General features: G+C 66.8%; 15 protein-coding genes. 6 read left to right on the top strand and 9 right to left on the bottom strand.

Features of this window, described 5'->3' with window-relative positions; genetic code table 11:
* Window positions 1-235: 235 nt before the first annotated feature.
* On the bottom strand, window positions 236-1,345 hold the full coding sequence (locus Q9235_RS17030; RefSeq protein WP_306222998.1) for a CaiB/BaiF CoA transferase family protein: 1,110 nt from the start codon (window positions 1,343-1,345) through the stop codon (window positions 236-238).
* Window positions 1,346-1,564: 219 nt separating this feature from the next.
* Between Q9235_RS17030 and Q9235_RS17025 the strand changes: the two genes are divergently transcribed.
* The 5 genes from Q9235_RS17025 (at window position 1,565) to Q9235_RS17005 (ending at window position 6,951) form a co-directional block, all read left to right on the top strand.
* Window positions 1,565-2,800 carry a metal-dependent hydrolase family protein gene (locus tag Q9235_RS17025; protein WP_306222997.1) on the top strand — a complete coding sequence of 412 codons (1,236 nt, stop codon included), beginning with the start codon at window positions 1,565-1,567 and terminating at the stop codon, window positions 2,798-2,800.
* A 153-nt stretch (window positions 2,801-2,953) separates the two neighbouring features.
* The gene (locus Q9235_RS17020; protein WP_306222996.1) at window positions 2,954-3,769 is read left to right on the top strand and encodes an ABC transporter permease; all 816 of its coding nucleotides are present in this window, start codon (window positions 2,954-2,956) and stop codon (window positions 3,767-3,769) included.
* 4 nt (window positions 3,770-3,773) lie between these two features.
* Window positions 3,774-4,832, top strand: coding sequence for an ABC transporter ATP-binding protein (locus Q9235_RS17015; RefSeq protein WP_306222995.1), 1,059 nt, complete (start codon window positions 3,774-3,776; stop codon window positions 4,830-4,832).
* 37 nt (window positions 4,833-4,869) lie between these two features.
* Window positions 4,870-5,916, top strand: a complete 1,047-nt coding sequence (locus tag Q9235_RS17010) for an ABC transporter substrate-binding protein (RefSeq protein ID WP_306222994.1) — start codon at window positions 4,870-4,872, stop codon at window positions 5,914-5,916.
* A gap of 165 nt (window positions 5,917-6,081) precedes the next feature.
* Window positions 6,082-6,951, top strand: a complete 870-nt coding sequence (locus tag Q9235_RS17005; protein WP_306222993.1) for an ABC transporter permease — start codon at window positions 6,082-6,084, stop codon at window positions 6,949-6,951.
* A gap of 182 nt (window positions 6,952-7,133) precedes the next feature.
* Here the strand turns inward: Q9235_RS17005 and Q9235_RS17000 are convergent, their stop codons facing one another.
* The 3 genes from Q9235_RS17000 to Q9235_RS16990 form a co-directional block, all read right to left on the bottom strand.
* Window positions 7,134-10,313, bottom strand: a complete 3,180-nt coding sequence (locus Q9235_RS17000) for an efflux RND transporter permease subunit (protein WP_306222992.1) — start codon at window positions 10,311-10,313, stop codon at window positions 7,134-7,136.
* Between the two features lie 79 nt (window positions 10,314-10,392).
* The gene (locus Q9235_RS16995) at window positions 10,393-11,592 is read right to left on the bottom strand and encodes an efflux RND transporter periplasmic adaptor subunit (RefSeq protein ID WP_306222991.1); all 1,200 of its coding nucleotides are present in this window, start codon (window positions 11,590-11,592) and stop codon (window positions 10,393-10,395) included.
* 52 nt (window positions 11,593-11,644) lie between these two features.
* Window positions 11,645-12,481, bottom strand: coding sequence for an alpha/beta hydrolase fold domain-containing protein (locus Q9235_RS16990; protein WP_306222990.1), 837 nt, complete (start codon window positions 12,479-12,481; stop codon window positions 11,645-11,647).
* Between the two features lie 108 nt (window positions 12,482-12,589).
* Here Q9235_RS16990 and Q9235_RS16985 point away from each other — a divergent pair, with 108 nt between their 5' ends.
* Entirely contained in the window at window positions 12,590-13,600 is a 1,011-nt protein-coding gene (locus Q9235_RS16985; protein ID WP_306222989.1) for a LysR family transcriptional regulator, read from the top strand.
* Here the strand turns inward: Q9235_RS16985 and Q9235_RS16980 are convergent.
* From Q9235_RS16980 to kdpB, 5 genes are read right to left on the bottom strand one after another with little or no spacing between them, the layout of a single operon-like run.
* A complete protein-coding gene (locus tag Q9235_RS16980) occupies window positions 13,573-14,019 on the bottom strand; it encodes a PTS sugar transporter subunit IIA (RefSeq protein WP_306222988.1) in 447 nt (148 codons plus the stop codon). The genes Q9235_RS16985 and Q9235_RS16980 overlap by 28 nt on opposite strands.
* Before the next feature lie 27 nt (window positions 14,020-14,046).
* Window positions 14,047-14,739: a response regulator transcription factor gene (locus tag Q9235_RS16975; protein WP_306222987.1), complete on the bottom strand. Its 693-nt coding sequence runs from the start codon at window positions 14,737-14,739 to the stop codon at window positions 14,047-14,049.
* The gene (locus Q9235_RS16970) at window positions 14,736-17,444 is read right to left on the bottom strand and encodes a sensor histidine kinase (RefSeq protein WP_306222986.1); all 2,709 of its coding nucleotides are present in this window, start codon (window positions 17,442-17,444) and stop codon (window positions 14,736-14,738) included. The genes Q9235_RS16975 and Q9235_RS16970 overlap by 4 nt, the downstream gene beginning before the upstream one ends.
* Before the next feature lie 53 nt (window positions 17,445-17,497).
* Window positions 17,498-18,103 carry a K(+)-transporting ATPase subunit C gene (locus Q9235_RS16965; protein WP_306222985.1) on the bottom strand — a complete coding sequence of 202 codons (606 nt, stop codon included), beginning with the start codon at window positions 18,101-18,103 and terminating at the stop codon, window positions 17,498-17,500.
* An 11-nt stretch (window positions 18,104-18,114) separates the two neighbouring features.
* A complete protein-coding gene (kdpB, locus tag Q9235_RS16960) occupies window positions 18,115-20,160 on the bottom strand; it encodes a potassium-transporting ATPase subunit KdpB (protein WP_306222984.1) in 2,046 nt (681 codons plus the stop codon).
* Window positions 20,161-20,168: the final 8 nt, after the last annotated feature.

Here is a 20,168-nt window from a genome sequence, read left to right as displayed (position 1 = left end):
CCGATCGGGCGATGGCCATGCAGCGTGGGTCAGGAGCGAACGATGTCTCATCGGTTTGAAGTCAAAAGCAGATATGCCGTTTGGCCTGCAAGCGGATGAATGGAGAAACAGTGCTTCCATTCCGGCGCGGTCGGCCCTTGTTCGCACTGCCCGGCGTTCTCGCATTCCGCAGCGTTCACAGCAAGGGCGCGCCGGTCAGATCGCGATGCCCTGTGGCGCCGGTGCCGCCTTGTGCTTAACGGGGCCGGCTAGGAGCCTGGCGTGTGATGGCGCAAGGCGTCCTGCTGAAGCGGATCGGGGGCTTCGCTGCGACCAGGCGCCCTTCCTCGGGATGTTCGACGGTCTCGAAGAAACCAGTCGCCCTGAGATGCGGGTCGTCCAGCAGGTCGTCGAGCGTGTTGACGGCCGAGCAGGGCACGTCGATCCGGTCGAGGATCGCGAGCCAGTCGGCAGAGGAGCGATGCGACAGGCATTCCGCCAGGCGCTCGTAGAGCGTGTCGATCATCGCGGCGCGCGCGGCGCCGTCGCTGAGCGCCGGCTCCGCCGCCCAGTCCTCGCGGCCGGCGGCGCTGAAAAGCGCCTGCCAATGCGCCGCTGTGTAGGGCATCGCCGCGATGAAGCCGTCGGCCGTCCGATAGGGCCGGCGATGCCGCGATAGAACGCGTGAATACCCGCTAGAGCCAAGTGCGGGCTCGAAACTCAGCCCGCCGAGATGCTCGACGGCGAGGAAGGAGACCATCGCCTCGAACATCGGGACCTCGATTGCCTGGCCTTCGCCTGAGACGGCCCGATGATAGAGCGCGGCATTGATGGCGCCGACGGCGAAGAGGGCGGTCGTCTTGTCGGCGACGATGGTGGGGGCGTAGGCCGGCGCATCGCCGGTGCGCTGCGCCAGCGCTGCCCAGCCGGAGGCGGCCTGGATGACGTCGTCATAGGCCGGGCGGTCGCGATAGGGCCCGTCCAGCCCGAAGCCGACGATGGCGCAGTAGATCAGGCGCGGATGCCGGGCGAGCAGCGTTTCCGGGTCGAGCCCGTAGCGGCGAGCCGCTTCCATCCGCATGTTGTGGATGAAGATGTCGGCATCGGCGATGAGTTCGCGCAGATGGGCGAGGTCCTCCGCCGATTTCATGTCGAGCGCGATGCTGCGCTTGTTGCGGTTGCAGTTGAGGAAGGCCGCGCCCATGCCAGGCGTGCGGGCGGGGCCGGGAGCGCGCATGATGTCGCCGCCCGGTGGCTCGACCTTGAGGACATCGGCGCCCATGTCGCCAAGCATCTGCGTCGCATAGGGGCCGGCGATGACCGTGGTCAGGTCGACGATCTTGATCCCGTCCAATGGTCCCGGCATGCGCGTACGAATCTCCATGTCGAGCCGCAGTGAACCTGCCATCGGCCGGTGGCGCAACGCCGCTCACGATGGGGCAGCCCTGCGGATTTGCTGCCGAGGAAGGACGTTCTCCAAACAGGCACCCAAACGATTCTACGCTGTCGACAAGTTGGATGTTGCGTGCATATCATGCTCCGTCCGGAGCCGGGTGCTTCCCGGCAGGCATGTTCGGAGGCGGTGATGACGATGCTGCATTTCAAGAACTTCGCTTTGCTCGAACCCGGTTTCGGTGAGCTCCGACAGGGCTACGAGCTCGTCGTCGAAGGCGACACCATCCGCGAACTCTCCGACAAGCCGCTGAAGCTCGCCAAGGCCGATGTCATCGATTGCGGCGGCCGCACGCTGATGCCCGGGCTGATCGACAGCCATGTCCATGTCTTCCTGTCCGAGGTCTATATCCGGACGATGGAGAGCATGCCGCTGACGCTGATGACGGCGCGCGCTGTCCGATTGATGAAGGGCATGCTCGACCGCGGCTTCACCAGCGTGCGCGATACCGGCGGCGCCGACTGGGGCATCAAGGAAGCGGTCGAGAAGGGCGATGTCGCAGGGCCGCGCCTGTTCATCGCGGGCGCCGCGATCGGCCCGACCGGCGGCCATAGCGACCCGCGCCGGCGCACCGATTTCGGCGCGCGCTGCCATTGCTGCAACGCCATGGCCTATACGATGAACGTCTCCGACGGCGTCTCTTCGGTGCGCAAGTCGGTGCGCGAGCAGATGCGGCTCGGCGCCGACCATATCAAGATCATGATGTCGGGCGGCGTCGCCAGCCCCTATGACCCCCTGGATTCGATGCAGTTCAGCGTCGACGAGGTGAAGGCCGCGGTCGAGGAGGCGAAGGCCTTCGGCCGCTATGTCTGCGCCCATGCCTATACGCCGGAGGCGATCACACGGGCTGCGCAATGCGGCGTGCGCGCGATCGAGCACGGCAACCTGATCGACGACGCCTCGGCCAAGCTGATGGCCGAGAACAATATGTTCCTCACCGCCAATCTCGTCGCCTATTACGCTATGAAGGAGCGGGCGGCCGAGTTCGGCATGACCGGCGACATGCTGGCCAAGAACGACCTCGTCATCGATGGCGGCCTGCGCTCCCTCGAGATCTGCAAGCGCGCCGGCGTGCCGGTCGCCTATGGCTCGGACCTGCTCGGCCAGTTGCAGAGCGAGCAGTCGCGCGAGTTCCTGCTGCGCCGCGAAGTGCTGTCGCCGCTGGAGATCATCCGCTCGGCGACGACGGTTGGGGCCCAGATCCTGCGCATGGAAGGCAAGGTCGGCACGGTGCAGACCGGCGCCTTCGCCGACCTGATCCTCGTCGATGGCGACCCGCTGAAGGACCTCGCGCTGTTCCAGGAGCAGGGCAAGCATCTCGCTGCGATCATGAAGGGCGGCGCCTTCCACAAGAACACGCTGCACTGAGCCCTGCCCGTCAACAGGGCATGATCAGACCGAAATACAGGCTTCAATGTTTGTAAGTGGCGTCGCACACTGCCGCTCAAACGAGGGAACGGTCTTGGCCTTCAGAGCGGACGACATAAGGCAGGGAACGGCCTGCCATCAGGGACAAGACGGGTGAGCGCCGGTTCGCAGCGATTCGGGCGCTACGCCCTGAACGGTGCAGCCGCGCTCTCGCTCGGCTTCATTCTGCTTCCGTTGATCTTCGTGACCTGGCTCGCCTTCTTCCGGCAGGAGATCCCGTCCTTCCCGCCGGAGGGCTATTCGCTGAAATGGTTCGCGGGGGCGGCGAACAACAAATCCTTCATCGACGGCTTCTCGCTGAGCCTCCAGGTCGCCATTGCATCGACGCTGATCGGCCTTCTGCTGGGTGTGCCGGCGAGCCTCGCATTGGTGCGCCATCGCATCCCGCTGGGGGGCGGTATCAGCACGCTCCTGCTCTTGCCGCTGGTGATGCCTGGCATCGTGCTGGGCACCGCGACCTATGTCTTCCAGATCGAGGTCGAGATCGCCACGCAATGGCCGGTGATGGGCTCGCTTGCCGGCCTCGTCGCCGCGCATACGCTCGTCGTGATCCCCTGGGTGGTGCGATTGGTCACGGCGAGCCTTGCCGGCTTCGATCGTTCGATCGAGGAGGCTGCGCAGAATCTGGGTGCCGGCCCGGTCACCACCTTCTGGAGGGTGACGCTGCCGAGCATCCGGCCCGGCATCGTCGCGGCCTCGCTGTTCAGCTTCGTGACCTCGTTCGGCAATCTCGAGATGAGCCTGTTCCTGGTCGGGCCGGGCCGGACGACGCTGCCGATCGCGATCCTCCAATATCTCGAATGGAAGATCGATCCGACGGTGGCCGCGGCTTCGCTCATCCAGATCATCCTGATCTGCGTCGCGATGATCGTGACCGATCGCTATGTCAAACTGAGCCGGGTGGTGTGAACGGATGGCGCGGCTCTCTATCTCGCATCTGAAGAAGACCTATGGTGCGCTGACGGTCGTCGACGATGTGGACATCGCCGTCGCCGATGGCGAGTTCCTCGTGCTTCTCGGCCCCTCCGGCTGCGGCAAGACGACGACGCTGCGCATGGTCGCCGGCTTCATCGCGCCGACCTCCGGCGGGATCACCATCGGCGAGCAGGACGTCACCAACCTGCCGCCGTGGAAGCGTCATTGCGGGCTGGTCTTTCAGAGCTATGCGCTGTTCCCGCATATGACGGTCGCGCAGAACGTCGCCTTCGGTCTGGAAATGCACAAGGTGCCGCAGGCCGAGCGGGGCCCGCGCGTCGCCGAGGCGCTCCGGCTGGTGCGGCTTGGCGGCTTCGACGAGCGCTATCCGCGTCAGCTCTCCGGCGGCCAGCAGCAGCGCGTCGCGCTTGCCCGCGCGCTGGCGATGGAACCGCAGGTGCTCCTGCTTGACGAGCCGCTCTCCAATCTCGACGCCAAGCTGCGGCTCGAAGTCCGGATCGAGATCCGCGAATTGCAGCAGAAGCTCGGCCTGACCACGATCATGGTGACCCATGACCAGGAGGAGGCGCTGACGATGGCAGACCGTCTCGTCGTCATGGAAAAGGGGCAGGTGCGCCAGATCGGCACCCAGCGCGAGCTCTACGAGAAGCCGGCCGATCGCTTTGTAGCCGGCTTCATCGGGCGCAGTGCCTTCATCGAAGGGCAGGTCACGGGGCAAGGCCGCTTCCGCACCGAGGGCGGCCTCGACATCGCCTGCTCCGCCGCTGCGGGCTCGGGGCAGGCGACGCTGGCGCTGCGGCCCGAGCGGATCGCGGTCGGCAGCGAGGCGGACGGTTTGCCCAACCGCTTTACGGCGCGGATCGAGCATGCCTCCTATCTCGGCGCGCTGCTCGACGTGCAGGTCGCGCTCAACGAGCAGGACCGCATGCTCCTGCAGATCCCGAACAAGGTCGGGCTCGCCGAGCCGCATGTCGGCGAAACCATCACGATAGGCTGGGCCGAAAGCGCCGGGCTCGTCTATCCGCAAGGGGCGTGAAAGCTCCCAATCGGCGTCCAGAAACGAGGGGAATACCATGGCTTCATTCGACAGGCGGGATCTTCTGAAAGGTGCGGGCGCGGCAGCACTCGCTACTGCGACCGGCATGCCGGCCTTCGCCCAATCGGGCGGGCGCGTCGTCGTCGGCACCTGGGGCGGCGACTACGCACGGCTGCTGACCAAGAACATCGAGGACCCGATCCTCAAGCCCAAGGGCCTCGAAGTGGTGCAGGACCAGGCCGGCGACGCGCCGCGCCGCGCCAAGATGGTCGCCGAACGCCGCCTGCCGCGCGGCACGGTCGATATCCAGGGTCTCTCCGCCGCCAACATGTTCGAGATGAACGAGGCCGGCGTGCTCGAGCAGATCGACTATTCCAAGCTGCCCAACGCCAAGAACCTGCTGCCGACGATGAAGTACCCCTATGGCATGGGGCATATCTATTCGGGCAACGTCGTCATCTACAATCCCAAGATCATCTCGCCGGCGCCGAAAGGCTTCAAGGACTGGCTCGACCCGAAATGGGGCTCGAAGATCGGTTTCATCGACATCCAGTACCAGTCGATCTTCATCGCAGCCTCGATGGCGGCGACGGACGGCAAGGACATGAACGACATCGAGAAGGCCAAGGAGGTCCTGCTCGCCGTCAAGAAGGCCGGCGCGCGCGTCTACCCGACCAACGAGGCCTTCGCCCAGGCGATGAAGAACGAGGAAGTCGGCATCAGCGCGATCTGGAAGGCGCGCGTGGTGCAGTGGCAGAATGCCGGCATCCCCTGCGAGGCGGTCTCGCCGATCGAGGGCATCCCGACCTATGTCTCGGGCTTCGTGATCCAGAAGAACGCGCCGAACAAGGACAATGCGTACGCCTATATGGACGCGATGCTGGCCAAGGCGCCGCAGGAGGCCTTCGCCGTCGACATGGGCTATAACGGCACCGTCACCGGCCTCAATGTCGATCCGGCTCTGCACAAGCGCATCGGCTTCACGCCCGAGGAAGAGAAGACGCTGAAGGATCTCGACTACGCCTTCCTCGCCAAGAACGACTCGGCGATGAAGGAATGGTGGGACAAGGTCTTCAAGGGCTGACATGGCTCGTCCGTTCTACTACCGCGGCCGCCTGACGCGGCTTTCTGCGCTTCCGGTGCTCACGGACCGATGTCCGCTGCGCGCCGGTTCTCGAAAGCCTGATCATCCGGCTCGCGCTGGCGAACGGTCGAACCATGCCATTGGCGCCTTCAAGGGGAGGAGCTCATGAGCGCCGCTCCCGAAGCCGTCGCCGGCGCCCGCACCAGACTCGCCGGCCTGCTCGTCATGCCGGCGACGCTCTTCGTCGCGCTCATGCTGATCGGGCCGCTCACGATCCTGTTCCGCTACTCGCTCAACAAGTTCGTGCCCGGCCAGTTCATGGTCGATGCGCTGGTGATCGAGAACTACGTCAAGTTCTTCACCGACGCCTATTACCTCAATGTGCTCGTCCGTACGGTCCGTGTCGCAGTGATCTGCACGCTGGCCTGTCTGATCTTGGGCTTTCCGCTGGCCTATGTGCTGGCGCGCACGCAAAGCCGCTTCAAGAACCTGATGGTCATAGCTGTCGTGCTGCCGCTCTTCGTCGGCAATGCTGTGCGTGCTGCCGGCTGGATGACGCTGTTCGGCAGCAAGGGCGCGCTCAACGCCTCGCTGATGGGGTTAGGGCTGATCGATCAACCGCTGGAGATCATGTATACCGAGAATGCCGTGCTGATCGGCATCATCGCGGTCAACCTGCCCTTCATGGTGCTGACGCTGCAGAGCGTGATCGAGGGCATCCCACGCAATGTCGAGGAGGCGGCCTTCAGCCTCGGCGCCGGCCCTGCCGCGATGTTCCGGCGTGTGCTCTGGCCGCTGGCGCTGCCGGGCATCCTCGCCGGCACGATCCTGACCTTCATCCTGGCGATGAACGCCTATGCCACGCCGGTGCTGCTGGGCGGGCCGAAATTCCAGATGATGGGACCGCTGGTCTATGGCCAGTTCGCGCAGCAGAACAACTGGCCCTTCGGCGGCGCGATCTCCTTCATCCTGATGACCGCGACGATCCTGCTCACCATGATCGCCCATCTCACCGTGCAGCGGCGCTATCGCTGAGACAGCTTGCCCCTGTGAGCCCTCATCCTGAGGAGCCGCGTTAGCGGCGTCTCGAAGGATGCTCCAGTTGTCTCCGGAGCCTCCTGGAGCATCCTTCGAGACGCGCCTGCGGCGCTCCTCAGGATGAGGGCTCGGGGGAATGAAACCCGCCCCGGCCGGGTGGCCGAGGCGGACTCTTCACCTTACTCGGCAGCCTGCAAGACCGGCTGTTCGATATCATGGCGGGCGAGCGGGCGGTTGCCCGCGAGCTTGCGCATCAGCACGTAGAAGACCGGCGTCAGGAAAATGCCGAAGGCGGTGACGCCGATCATGCCGGCGAAGACCGCGATGCCCATGGCCTGCCGCATCTCGGCGCCGGCCCCGGTCGAGATCACCAGAGGCACCACGCCCATGACGAAGGCGAGCGAGGTCATCAGGATCGGACGCAGGCGCAGGCGGCTGGCCTCGATTGCGGCCTGGACCGGCGTCCTGCCCTCGAATTCGAGTTCTCTGGCGAATTCGACGATCAGGATGGCGTTCTTGGCGGATAGCCCGACGAGCACGACAAGGCCGATCTGGGTGAAGACGTTGTTGTCTCCGCCCGAGAGCCAGACGCCGGTCAGCGCCGCGAGCAGGCCCATCGGGATGATCAGCAGGATCGCGATCGGCAGGGTCATGCTCTCGTACTGGGCGGCCAGCACCAGGAAGACGAGCAGGATCGCCACCGGGAAGACGATCACCGCCGAGTTGCCGGCGAGGATCTCCTGATAGGTCAGCTCGGTCCATTCAAAGGCGAAGCCCTTGGGCAGGGTCTCCTTCGCGATGCGCTCCACCGCCTCCTGCGCCTGTCCCGAGGAGAAGCCCGGCGCGGCGCCGGCATTGATGTCGGCCGAGAGGAAGCCGTTATAGCGCATGGCGCGTTCCGGCCCGGAATCGGTGCGCACGTTGAGCACCGCGCTGAGCGGGATCATCTCGCCGGAGGTCGAGCGCACCTTGAGCTGGCCGATATGCTCCGGCTGGGCACGGAAGGGCGCATCGGCCTGGACGCGCACGGTGTAGGTGCGGCCGAAGCGGTTGAAGTCGTTGACATAGGTCGAGCCGAGATAGGTCTGCAGCGTGTCGAACACCTCCGTCACGGGCACGCCGAGCTGGCGGGCCTTGGTGCGATCGATATCGGCATAGAGCTGGGGAACGTTGACCTGGAAGCTCGAGAACATGCCGGCGATCTCCGGCGCCTGCGCGGCCTTGGCCATGAAGGCCTTGGTTGCCTCGTCGAGCGCGGCATAGCCCAGGCCGGCGCGATCCTCGATCTGCAGCTTGAAGCCGCCGATCGTGCCGAGGCCCTGCACGGGCGGCGGCGGGAACATCGCGATGAAGGCCTCCTTGATCCCGCCGAATTCCTTGTTGAGCTGCATCGCGATGGCATTGCCGCTCAAGGACGGGTCCTTGCGCTGGTCGAAGGGCTTCAGGCCGACGAAGACGATGCCGGAATTCGACGAGTTGGTGAAACCGTTGATCGAGAGGCCGGGGAAGGAGATGGCGTTCTCGACGCCCGGATGCTTCAGCGCGATCTCGTCCATGCGGCGGATGACATCCTCCGTCCGATCGAGGGTCGCGGCATCAGGCAACTGCGCGAAGCCGACGAGATACTGCTTGTCCTGACCGGGCACGAAGCCGGACGGCACCGCCTTGAACAGCACGCCGGTTGCGCCGAGCATGACGACATAGACCGCGAGCATCAGCGCGCGATGCGAGATCACCCGGCGCACGCCGCCGCCATAGGCCTCGGACGAGCGGTTGAAGAAGCGGTTGAAGGCGCGGAAGAACCAGCCGAACAGCTTATCCATGACCCGGGTCAGCGCGTCCTTCGGAGCGTGATGGCCCTTCAGCAGCAGCGCGGCCAGCGCCGGCGACAGCGTCAGAGAGTTGATCGCCGAGATCACCGTCGAGATCGCGATGGTCAGCGCGAACTGGCGGTAGAACTGCCCGGTCAGGCCCGAGATGAATGCCAGCGGCACGAAGACCGCGACCAGCACCAGCGCGATCGCGATGATCGGGCCGGAGACCTCGCGCATCGCCTTGTAGGTCGCCTCGCGCGGCGAGAGGCCGTTCTCGATATTGCGCTCGACATTCTCGACCACGACGATCGCGTCGTCGACGACGATGCCGATGGCGAGCACCAGCCCGAACAGGCTGAGCGCATTGATCGAGAAGCCTAGCAGATACATCACCGCGAAGGTGCCGACGACCGAGACGGGCACGGCGACGAGCGGGATGATCGAGGCACGCCAGGTCTGCAGGAAGACGATGACGACGAGCACGACGAGCGCGACGGCCTCCAGCAGGGTCGAGATCACCGCCTTGATCGAGGCGCGCACGAACTGGGTGGTGTCGTAGACGATCGAATAGTCCACGCCCTCGGGCATGTTCTGCTTGATCTCGCGCATCGTCTCCTGGACGCGGTCGGCGATCGCGATGGCGTTCGAGCCCGGCGCCTGGAAGACCGGCACGGCGACTGCCGACTTGCCGTTGAGCAGCGAGCGCAGCGCATAGTCGGCGGCGCCGAGCTCGATGCGGGAGATGTCCTTCAGCCGGACGACCGCGCCGTCGGCTGCGGTCTTGACGATGATCTCGCCGAACTGCTCCTCGTTCTGGAGGCGGCCCTGCGCGTTCACCGAAAGCTGGAGGTCGAGGCCCGGCGCATTCGGCGAGGCGCCGATGACGCCGGCCGCGGCCTGGACGTTCTGGGCGCGGATCTCGCGCACGACATCGCCGGGCGAGAGGCCGTGCTCGGCGACCTTCTGCGGGTCGAGCCAGACGCGCATCGAGTAGTCGCCCGAGCCGAAGAGCTGGACCTGACCGACGCCGTCGATGCGGGCGAGCCGGTCCTTGACGTTCAGCACCGCGTAATTGCGCAGATAGGTCATATCGTAGCGGCCGTTCGGCGAGGTGATGTGAACCACCATCGTCAGGTCCGGCGAACTCTTGACCGTGGTGACGCCGAGCCGGCGCACCTCCTCCGGCAGGCGCGGCTCGGCCTGGCTGACGCGGTTCTGCACGAGCTGCTGGGCCTTGTCCGGGTCGGTGCCGAGGCGGAAGGTGACGTTCAGCGTCATGACGCCGTCGGTCGTCGCCTGGCTCGACATGTAGAGCATGCCCTCGACGCCGTTGATCTGCTCCTCGATCGGCGTCGCCACCGTCTCGGCGATCACGCGCGGGCTGGCGCCCGGGTATTGCGCGCGCACGACGACCGTCGGCGGGACAACCTCGGGGTATTCCGAGATCGGCAGGGCCCTGATCGAAAGCAGCCCTGCCAGGAAGATGAGGACAGAGAGGACCGCCGCGAAGATCGGCCGGTCGATGAAGAATTTCGAGAGGTTCATTGTGCGCCCCCTTTCGAGCGGCTTATTGGACCTGCGACCACGGACCCGCCCTGGCGGCATCCGTGGCGGGTCGTGTCGGTCAGCGTTGCGCGAGTTCGGTCGCGGGCTTCTTCAGTTCGCTTTTCTCGGCCATCGGCACCGGCTCGGGCGCGACTGTCGCGCCGGGCCGCACGCGCTGGAGCCCGTTGACGACGATGCGCTCGCCGGGCTTCAGGCCGGCGGTGACGACGCGCAGGCCGTCATGGGCGGCGCCGAGCGAGACCTCGCGCCAGGCCGCCTTGGCGTCGTCGCCGACGACGAAGACGAACTTCTTGTTCTGGTCGGTGCCGACGGCACGCTCGTTGATGACGAGTTGCTGCTCGGCCTTGGCCTGGCCGAGCTGGACCCGGACGAACTGGCCGGGCATCAGCTTGCCATCGGGGTTGTCGAGCCGGGCGCGCACCCGGACCGTGCCGCTGGCGCCGTCGATGCCGTTATCGACGAAATGCAGCTTGCCGCTGAACTGCGCAACCTGCGCCGTCGCGGTGGTGAGCCGGACCGGGATCTGCTCCAGCGCCCGCGAGCCGTCCGGCAGCGAGGCCAATGCATCGAGCACGCTGCGCTCGTCGGCATTGAAGGCGGCATAGATCGGGTCGACCGAGAGCAGCGAGGTCAGGACCTGCCCGCCGGCCGCGATCAGGTTGCCGATGGTGACGTCGAGCCGGCCGATGCGGCCGCTGATCGGGGCGCGGATCTGGGTGTAGTCGAGGTTGAGCTGCGCCGTGCGGCGGGCGGCCTCGGCGGCCTGGAGATTGGCCTGCGCCTCCCGCAGGTTGTTGACGCGGGTATCGACGTCGCGCTGGGAAAGGTTGCGCGTCGCCAGCAATTGCTGGCCGCGTTCGTTCTCGCTCTCGGCAAGGGCGACCCGGGCCTTCGCGCCCTGCACCTGAGCCTCGGCCCGCTGGAGATCGGCGAGATAGGGCGCCTGGTCGATGCTGACGAGCAGGTCGCCCTGCTTCACGAGATTGCCCTCGCGGAAATGCACGGCCTCGACCACGCCGGCGACTCGCGAGCGCAGTTCGACGCGCTCGATCGCCTCAAGCCGGCCGGAGAACTCGGCCCAGGGCACGATCTCGCGCGCCTCGACGGTCGCGACGGAGACGGGGACGGCGGGCGGGGCCGCCGGCGCGGTGTCGCCCTGCGCGCGGGTGCCGGACAATGCGAAGACCGTGATGGCGGTCAATGCGACGGAGGCTGTGAGGCCGGCCAACAGGCCGCGACGGTTCGTTCCCGGAATCATGGGTTCGGTCCTTCCTTGGAAATGCTTGGGGTGTTCGGAAAGGGGCGGGCCGCTACGAGGGCGCGGTCCGTTCATAGAAAGCTGCGATCTCGCCGCAGCTCTTGCAGAGACAGGAGCCTTCCTCCGCCGCGTCCGCATAGGCCTGCGGCCAACGGGTCGGCGCGGTGAACTCGACATGGCGGACGGCGATGCCGGCCTGTCCGAGACGATCGGCGTATTGCGCGGCTTCGTCGCGCATCGGGTCGTCCTCCCCGCTGATCAGCAAAGCCGGCGGCAGGCCGGCGAGGCGTGTCGCCTGGAGCGGGGCAGCATAGGGGTGGGCGGCGCGCTCGGGCGTGCCGAGATAATCGGCCCAGCCATCGGCCCAGCGGCAGCCGACCGGGCCGGCCTGGACATCGCGTAAGGAGGCGGTGCCGAGGCAGGCATCGAGCATCGGCGAGAACAGGATCTGGCCGGCGAGCGCCGGGCCGCCGCGATCACGCGCCATCATGGCAAGTGCCGCAGCGAGATTGCCGCCGGCTTCCTCGCCGGCGATGTAGAGCGGCGCGCCGCGCGTCGCCCAACGGTTGCGCCCCCTGGCAAGAGCCTCGAGTGCTGCATAGATGCGCTCCAGCGTCTCGGGGAAGCGCTGCACCGGCGCGAGCGGATAGGAGAGCGAAAACACGACCGCGCCCGCCTCTGTCAAAGCCGTGGCGACGGCCTGACCTTCGGCCGGCGAGCCGCTGTTGAAGTGGCCGCCATGCAGATGCAGCACGAGCCCGGCATTGTCCGGAACCTCGGCGGGCACGTAGAGGCGGCCGGTGAAGGTCTCTCCACGGGCGCTCAGGGTTTCCTCCCGCCAGAAGACGGTGAGGACCGGTTGTAGTTTCTGCGCGGCGATCGCTGGCATGGCTCACCCTCGCTGTTGCGGTGCATCATGAGATAGTGAATCGGATTTTCGGAATAAATGCGCTATTCGCTCATTCATTATTCACACATGGAAACAATCTGAGGGTGTATGGACCAGCTTGCCGCGATGCGGGCCTTCGTGCGGGTCGTCGAGACCGGGACTTTCACGCGCGCGGCCGATCTCCTCGACATGCCGAAGCCGACCGTCACCAAGCTGATCCAGCAGCTCGAAGCGCATCTGCGCGCCAAGCTCCTGAACCGGACGACGCGGCGCGTGACCGTGACCATGGACGGCGCCGCCTATTACGAGCGGGCGCTGCGCCTGCTTGACGAACTTTCGGAACTCGATGCCAGTCTCACGCTGGCGCAGGCGCGGCCGAGCGGGCGGCTCAGGGTCGATTGCAGTTCCTCGCTGGCGATCTCGGTGATCATCCCGGCGCTGCACGAGTTCCACGCACGCTATCCCGATATCCAGCTCGATCTCGGCCTGAGCGACCGGCCGGCCGACCTGATCGGCGAGAATCTGGACTGTGCTGTGCGGGCGGGCGAGATCGCCGACCAGAGCCTGATCGCAAGGCGGATCGGCGAGATGCAGCTCATCACCTGCGCGACGCCGGACTATCTCGCCCGTTTCGGCACGCCGGTGCATCCGCGCGATATCGAGGACGGGCACCAGATCGTCGCCTATCGGCCGGCGCTCGGCGGGCGTGTCATGTCCATGGTCTATCAGAACCGCACGGAAACGATCGAGGTCTCCGGGCGTTACACGGTTGCGCTCAATGACGGCATGGGTTACCTCGCGGCCGGGCTCGCGAGCCATGGCATCATGCAGTTGCCGACCTTCATGGCCCGCGTGCCGATCGCGGACGGGCGGCTCGTGCCGTTGCTGCTGGACTGGTGCGCGGCGCCAAAACCGCTGCACATCGTCTATCCGCCGAACCGCCATCTCAGCAACAAGGTGCGCGTCTTCGTCGATTGGCTGGCGGAGCTGTTCGCGCGGGACGAATTCGTCCTGTCGCGCGGTGCAGGCTTCCCGGCCGGCTGCCTGCCGGGGATTTTTGCGGCCAAGCCGACGCCGATCCCGAAGGCCGATCAGCTCTCGTCGAGCAGCAGCGCGTAGATGTCCTCGCCGCCCGCGGCCTTGCGGATGCGCTCGCGAATCTCGGCCGGGCGCAGGCGCCTGGCGATGCAGGCCAGCGCGTCGATGCGGCCCTTGCCGCCATTCATCGGCGTCAGGACCAGACAGACGAGATCGACCGGCGCGCCGTCAATCGCCTCATAGGCGACGGGTTTCTCCAGCCGTGCCAGCAGGCCGAAAGGCTCAGGCAGGCCCTCGACCGGCGCATGCGGCATCGCCAACCCGCCGCCGACGCCGGTGGAGCCCAGCGCCTCGCGACGGGTGAGCGCGTCGAGGAGCGCGGCTTCGGGCAAGGCGAGCTGCTCGGCCGCCTTTTTCGCGAGCGCGCGGAAGAGGGCGGGCTTGTCCGCGGCGGCCAGCCTGACGATCGAGCGCGGGCGGATGATGTCTGCTGGGATCATGGATCAGTTCGCGCCTTGCGGCGGGTCTCACTCGGCTTCGCGCAGGCGGTAGCCGACGCCGGTCTCGGTGGTGATGTATTGCGGCTGGTCGGGGATGCGCTCGATCTTCTGGCGGAGCTGCCGGACATAGACGCGCAGATACTGGACATCGGCCGAGGCGCCCCAGACCTGCTTCATCAGGTGCTGATGGGTCAGCACCTTGCCGGCATGCTGCACGAGGATGCGCAGGATGTCGTATTCCTTGGGCGAGAGCTTCACCTCCTGATCGCCCAGCCTGACGATGCGCTTGACCAGATCGACCGAGAGCTCGCCGGTCTGGAAGATCGGCTTCTCGCCCTGCTGCTGAAGCTTGTGGCGCAGCGCCACGCGCAGGCGAGCCGCCAGTTCCTTCATGCCGAAGGGCTTGGTGACATAATCGTCGGCGCCGTTCTCCAAGGCCTCGACGATGCCGGCCTCGTCGGTGCGGCTCGACAGGATGACGATCGGCAGGGTGAGTGCCTCCGCGCGCCATTTCTGCAGCAACTCCTGCCCGGAGAGGTCGGGCAGGCCGAGATCGAGTATGACGAGATCTGGCAGGTCCTCGGCCATGCGCTCGATTGCTTCGCGCGCCGTTGCAGCCTCGCGGATGACATAGCCCTCGGTCGAGAGGCCGACGCGCAGCAGGCGGCGGATTGCCGGCTCGTCATCCACGACCAGCACCTTGATGTCCGTCGCCGTCATGACTGTGGTTCCAATGGCTTGGGTTGGGCGTCGGCCGGCATGCGGATGGTGAAGACCGCGCCGCTGCGGTCTGTCCGGTTGGCCGCCGTGATCGTGCCGCCCATCGCCTCGACGAAGCCGCGGCAGATGGCGAGGCCGAGCCCGGTTCCGGCGCGGACCTGATCGCCCTTCCGCACCCGATAGAAGCTGTCGAAGACGCGTTCGAGATCTGCAGGCGGCAGACCCGGTCCCTCGTCGGTCACCGTCACCAGCACCTCGCGGCTTTCCTGCCGGGCACGGATGGCGATGGCGCTGCTGGCGGGGGCATATTTCGCGGCGTTGTCGAGCAAGTTGAACAGCACCTGCTCGAACAGGACAGGATCGAGCCGGAGCATCGGCAGGTCGCCCGGCATGGCGGTCTCGACGCTATGGCCAGCGGTGATCTTCGCGGCGCGGCGCAAGGCGCTGCCGACGACGTCGGCGACATCGACCAGCGCCGCGTTCGGCTCCATCGCGCCGGATTCGATCCGGGTCATGTCGAGGAGATTGGCGATGAAGCGGTTGAGGCGCTCGGATTCGTCGATCACGGTCGCGAGCAGGGCGGTGCGATCCCCTTCCGGCAAGGCGCTGCGGTAGTCGCGCAAGGTACCGGCCGCGCCAATGATCGAGGCCAATGGCGTCTTCAGGTCATGCGAGATCGAGGTCAGCAGGGCCGAGCGCAGACGGTCGGCCTCGGCCGCGAGTTTCGCCCGGTCGACATCGGCGACGAGCTGGATGCGTTCGATGGCGACGGCCGCCTGGTCGGCCAGCGCATCGAGCAGTCGCTGCTGCTCCGGCGTTAATAGCGGCCCTTCCTTGTCGTCGTCGAGGCCGATCACGCCGATGGCGGTGCGGCCGGTGCGCAAGGGCAGGTAGAGCCGCTTGGCGCCGGGCAAGGTATCGGCGCCGCGCCCGGCCGGACGATCATGCTCCCAGGCCCAGCGCGCGGCGGCGATATCGGCATCGACCAGCGTATCGTCGGGTGGATAGCCGGCGCGGACGGAAAGCGTGCCCTCGTCCGGCATCAGGATGACGACGCGCACGCGCAGCATCGAGGCGATCTGGAAGGCGCTGGCCCAGAGCACGTCGTCGAGCGTGCCGGTGCCGGCGAGCTTCTTCGAGAAGAGATAGAGATCCTCGGTAGTGCGGGCGCGCTGGCGGGCGGCATTGGCCTGGCGCTGGACGCGGGCGGTGAGGTTCGAGGCGATCAGCGCGACGAGCAGGAAGAAGCCGAGCGCGACGACGTTTTCCGGATCGCTGATCGTCAGCGTGTAGAGCGGCGAAATGAAGAAGAAATTCAGGGCGAGCGCGCTCAGCAGCGAGGCGAAGAGGGCCGGCCACAGCCCCGCCGTGACGGCCGAGACGAGCACTGCGGTGAGGAAGACCAGCGCTATATTGCGCAGGTCCATGATCTGGCTGAGCAATTCGGCCGCGCCCAGCGCCACCGCGACATAGGCGGCTGCCGCGAGATAGGGCTTAGGCGAAAAGCCGGGCTTGCCGGTGGCCGAGACACCGACATCGGTCTCCGGCGGCTGCTCGCGCAAGGCGACGACATGGATGCCGATATCGCCGGCGCGACTAATCAGCTCATGCGAAACCGACGGCCGCAGCCATTCGCGCCAGCGCGGCTTGGCTGGCTTGCCGACGATGATCTGGGTGACGTTGCCGCTGGCGGCATGGCGCAGGATCTCGCCCGCCACGTCCTGTCCGGGCAATGTGATCGCCTCGGCGCCGAGCTGTGCCGCGAGCCGGAGTGCATTGGCGATCCGCGTCTTGGCCGCTTCGGGCAGGGCCGCGGCCTGGGGTGTCTCGACATGGAGCGCGCTCCAGGGCGCGCGCAGGCGATCGGCCTGCCGCTTGGCGTGGCGGATCAGTGCGGGCGCCCCGGCGCTGTCGTCGATGCAGACCAGGATGCGCTCGCCTGCCGCCCAGGGGCCGGAGATCGCGTGCTCCTGCATATGGCTGAGGAGCTGGTCGTCGACCCGCTGCGCGGTGCGGCGCAAGGCGAGTTCGCGCAGGGCGGTCAGGTTGCCCGGCGAGAAATAGTTGGCGACGGCGCGCTTGGCGGTCTTGCCGAGATAAACCTTGCCCTCTTCGAGTCGCTTGATCAGGTCGGCCGGGGTCAGGTCGATGATCTCGATATCGTCGGCGCGGTCGACGATCGAGTCCGGCACGGTCTCGCGCACGCGGATGCGGGTGATCTGCGCGACGACGTCGTTCAGGCTCTCGACATGCTGGATGTTGAGCGTCGTGTAGACGTCGATGCCGCGCGAGAGCAGCTCCTCGACATCGAGATAGCGCTTGGGATGGCGGCTGCCGGGAACGTTGGTATGGGCAAGCTCGTCGACGAGGACGAGTGCGGGGCACCGCGCCAGGATAGCGTCGAGGTCCATCTCGTCGAGCGTGCGGCCCTTGTAGTCGACGAGCCGGCGCGGGACGATCTCGAAGCCGTCGACCAGCGCTTGGGTTTCGCTGCGGCCATGGGTCTCGACGATGCCGATCACGACGTCGATCCCCTCGGCCCGGCGGGCGCGCCCGGAGGTCAGCATCTCGTAGGTCTTGCCGACGCCGGGCGCCGCGCCGAGGAAGATCTTCAGGCGCCCGCGGCCCTCGCGCCGGGCGCTGGCCAGCAGCGCCTCCGGCGAGGGCCTGCCTCTCGTCTCGCGATGGCTATCGGCGATGGTCATGCGGGTCCGCTAGGGAAAGCGGCGGCGCCTCGCGCGTCGCCGGGGTCTTTGTGTCAGCGCTGGGCGGCGCCGTCGAGAGCAAGGTTCAGCGCGAGCACGTTGACGACGGGCTCGCCGATGAAGCCGAGCTTGCGCCGCTCGACATGGGTATCGACCAGTGCCTTCAGCGTCGCCGGATCGGCATTCCGCGCTCGGGCGACGCGCGCGATCTGGAAATAGGCGGCCTCGGGCGAAACATGCGGGTCGAGCCCGCTGCCTGAGGTCGTGACCAGCTCCATCGGCACGGGCGCGTCGGGGTTCTCGGCCTTGAGCCTCTCGATCTCGGCCTTGATCCGGTCGATCAGCTTCTGGCTGGTCGGGCCGAGATTGGAGCCGCCGGAATTGGCGGCGTTATAGGGCGCGTCCACGGCCTTCGTGCTGTCGTTCGGGTCGGCCCCCACCGTTGCCGAGGGGCGGCCGTGGAAATAGCGCTCGCTGGTGAAGTTCTGGCCGATCAGGCTGGAGCCGATGATCTTGCCGTCCTTCTCGATCAGGCTGCCATTGGCCTGGCGCGGGAAGACGGCCTGGGCGATGCCGGTCATGGCGAGCGGGTAGGCGAGGCCGGTGATGACGGTCAGCGCGACGATCATCACGAGGGCGGGGCGGATCTGCTTGAGCATGGTCGAATTCCTCAGACGAGGCCGATGGCGGTGATGGCCATGTCGATGGCCTTGATGCCGATGAAGGGGACGACGAGGCCGCCGAGCCCGTAGACGGTGAGGTTGCGGCTGAGCAGAGCGCCGGCGCCGACGGCGCGGTATTTCACGCCCTTCAGCGCGAGCGGGATCAGCGCGACGATGATCAGCGCGTTGAAGATGATCGCGGAGAGGATGGCGCTCTGCGGCGTCTGCAAACCCATGATGTTGAGGGCGCCGAGTTGCGGATAGAAGGCCAGGAACATCGCCGGGATGATTGCGAAATACTTGGCGACGTCGTTGGCGATCGAGAAGGTCGTCAGGGCGCCACGCGTCATCAGGAGCTGCTTGCCGATCTCGACGATCTCGATGAGCTTGGTCGGGTCCGAGTCGAGATCGACCATGTTGCCGGCCTCGCGGGCCGCGACCGTGCCGGTGTTCATGGCGACGCCGACATCGGCCTGGGCGAGGGCGGGCGCATCGTTGGTGCCGTCGCCGCACATGGCGACGAGCTTGCCCTTGGCCTGTTCCTCGCGGATCAGCGCGAGCTTGTTCTCGGGCGTGGCCTGGGCGAGGAAATCGTCGACGCCGGCTTCGGCTGCGATGGCGGCGGCGGTCATCGGGTTGTCGCCGGTGATCATCACCGTGCGGATGCCCATGCGGCGCAGCTCCGTGAAGCGCTCGCGGATGCCGCCCTTGACGATGTCCTTGAGGTGGATGACGCCGAGCAGGCGCCCGTCGCGGGCGACCGCGAGCGGCGTGCCGCCGGCCTTGGCAATCTCGGCGGCGATGGCCTGGACTTCACGCACGGCCTTGGTGCCGGCACCCTCGACATATTTCAGCACGGCATCGACCGCGCCCTTGCGGATCTGCGATCCCTCGAGATCGACGCCGCTCATCCGGCTTTGCGCGGTGAAGGGCACGAAGGTCGCGTGCAGGCTCCCCATGTCGCGGGCGCGGATGGCGTATTTTTCCTTGGCGAGCACGACGATCGAGCGGCCTTCCGGTGTCTCGTCGGCGAGCGAGGCGATTTGGGCTGCGTCCGCCAGCTCCTGCTCCCCGACGCCGCGCACGGGGCGGAACTCGGTCGCCTGGCGGTTGCCGAGCGTGATCGTGCCGGTCTTGTCGAGCAGCAGCGTATCAACGTCGCCGGCGGCCTCGACGGCGCGGCCGGACATGGCGAGCACGTTGAAGCGCACCAGCCGGTCCATGCCGGCGATGCCGATGGCCGAGAGCAGCGCGCCGATCGTGGTCGGGATCAGCGTGACGAAGAGCGCGACCAGCACGACTACAGGGATATAGCCGCCGGCATAGGTGGCGAAGCTCGGGATCGTCACGGTCGCGAGCACGAAGATCAGCGTCATGCCGGCGAGCAGGATGTTGAGCGCGATCTCGTTCGGGGTCTTCTGGCGCTCGGCGCCCTCGACCAGCGCGATCATGCGGTCGATGAAGGTCGAGCCTGCCGCGGCCGTGATGCGCACGCGAATCCAGTCGGAGAGCACCTGCGTGCCGCCGGTCACGGCCGAGCGGTCGCCGCCGGATTCGCGGATGACGGGGGCGGATTCGCCGGTGATCGCGGCCTCGTTGACCGAGGCGACGCCTTCGATGACCTCGCCGTCGGAGGGGATGATGTCGCCGGCCTCGACCAGCACGACGTCGCCGACCTTGAGCGAGGTGCCGGGCACGAGCCGGAACTGGCTGCGATCATCGCCCGAGAGGAGCTTGGCTTCGGTCTCGGAGCGGGTCTTGCGCAGCGAGTCGGCCTGGGCCTTGCCGCGACCCTCGGCCACCGCTTCGGCGAAATTGGCGAAGAGCACGGTGAACCAGAGCCAGAGCACGATCTGGAAGGAGAAGCCGAGATTGGCGCCTCCCGTGGCGAGGTCCTTGAGGAAGAGGATGGTGGTGAGCGCGGAGACAACGGCGACGACGAACATCACCGGGTTGCGGGCGAGGCTGCGCGGGTCGAGCTTGCGCAAGGCGTCGGCGAGGGCCGGCAGCAGGATCCGGGCGTCGATCAGGCTCGCGGATTTGGACGGGCTCATAAGAGGCT

It is taken from the genome of Bosea beijingensis, from assembly GCF_030758975.1.
GTDB classification, from domain to species: Bacteria; Pseudomonadota; Alphaproteobacteria; order Rhizobiales; family Beijerinckiaceae; genus Allobosea; species Allobosea beijingensis.
This window is presented reverse-complemented; position numbering and strand designations above follow the sequence as displayed.

Bases quoted from the DNA above. Each gene is read 5' to 3' on its own strand.
- Q9235_RS17030 (WP_306222998.1), bottom strand. From the start codon at position 1,345: ATGCCGGGACCATTGGACGGGATCAAGATCGTCGACCTGACCACGGTC.
- Q9235_RS17025 (WP_306222997.1), top strand. From the start codon at position 1,565: ATGACGATGCTGCATTTCAAGAACTTCGCTTTGCTCGAACCCGGTTTC.
- Q9235_RS17015 (WP_306222995.1), top strand. From the start codon at position 3,774: ATGGCGCGGCTCTCTATCTCGCATCTGAAGAAGACCTATGGTGCGCTG.
- Q9235_RS17010 (WP_306222994.1), top strand. From the start codon at position 4,870: ATGGCTTCATTCGACAGGCGGGATCTTCTGAAAGGTGCGGGCGCGGCA.
- Q9235_RS17005 (WP_306222993.1), top strand. From the start codon at position 6,082: ATGAGCGCCGCTCCCGAAGCCGTCGCCGGCGCCCGCACCAGACTCGCC.
- Q9235_RS17000 (WP_306222992.1), bottom strand. From the start codon at position 10,313: ATGAACCTCTCGAAATTCTTCATCGACCGGCCGATCTTCGCGGCGGTC.
- Q9235_RS16995 (WP_306222991.1), bottom strand. From the start codon at position 11,592: ATGATTCCGGGAACGAACCGTCGCGGCCTGTTGGCCGGCCTCACAGCC.
- Q9235_RS16990 (WP_306222990.1), bottom strand. From the start codon at position 12,481: ATGCCAGCGATCGCCGCGCAGAAACTACAACCGGTCCTCACCGTCTTC.
- Q9235_RS16985 (WP_306222989.1), top strand. From the start codon at position 12,590: ATGGACCAGCTTGCCGCGATGCGGGCCTTCGTGCGGGTCGTCGAGACC.
- Q9235_RS16980 (WP_306222988.1), bottom strand. From the start codon at position 14,019: ATGATCCCAGCAGACATCATCCGCCCGCGCTCGATCGTCAGGCTGGCC.
- Q9235_RS16975 (WP_306222987.1), bottom strand. From the start codon at position 14,739: ATGACGGCGACGGACATCAAGGTGCTGGTCGTGGATGACGAGCCGGCA.
- Q9235_RS16970 (WP_306222986.1), bottom strand. From the start codon at position 17,444: ATGACCATCGCCGATAGCCATCGCGAGACGAGAGGCAGGCCCTCGCCG.
- Q9235_RS16965 (WP_306222985.1), bottom strand. From the start codon at position 18,103: ATGCTCAAGCAGATCCGCCCCGCCCTCGTGATGATCGTCGCGCTGACC.
- kdpB (WP_306222984.1), bottom strand. From the start codon at position 20,160: ATGAGCCCGTCCAAATCCGCGAGCCTGATCGACGCCCGGATCCTGCTG.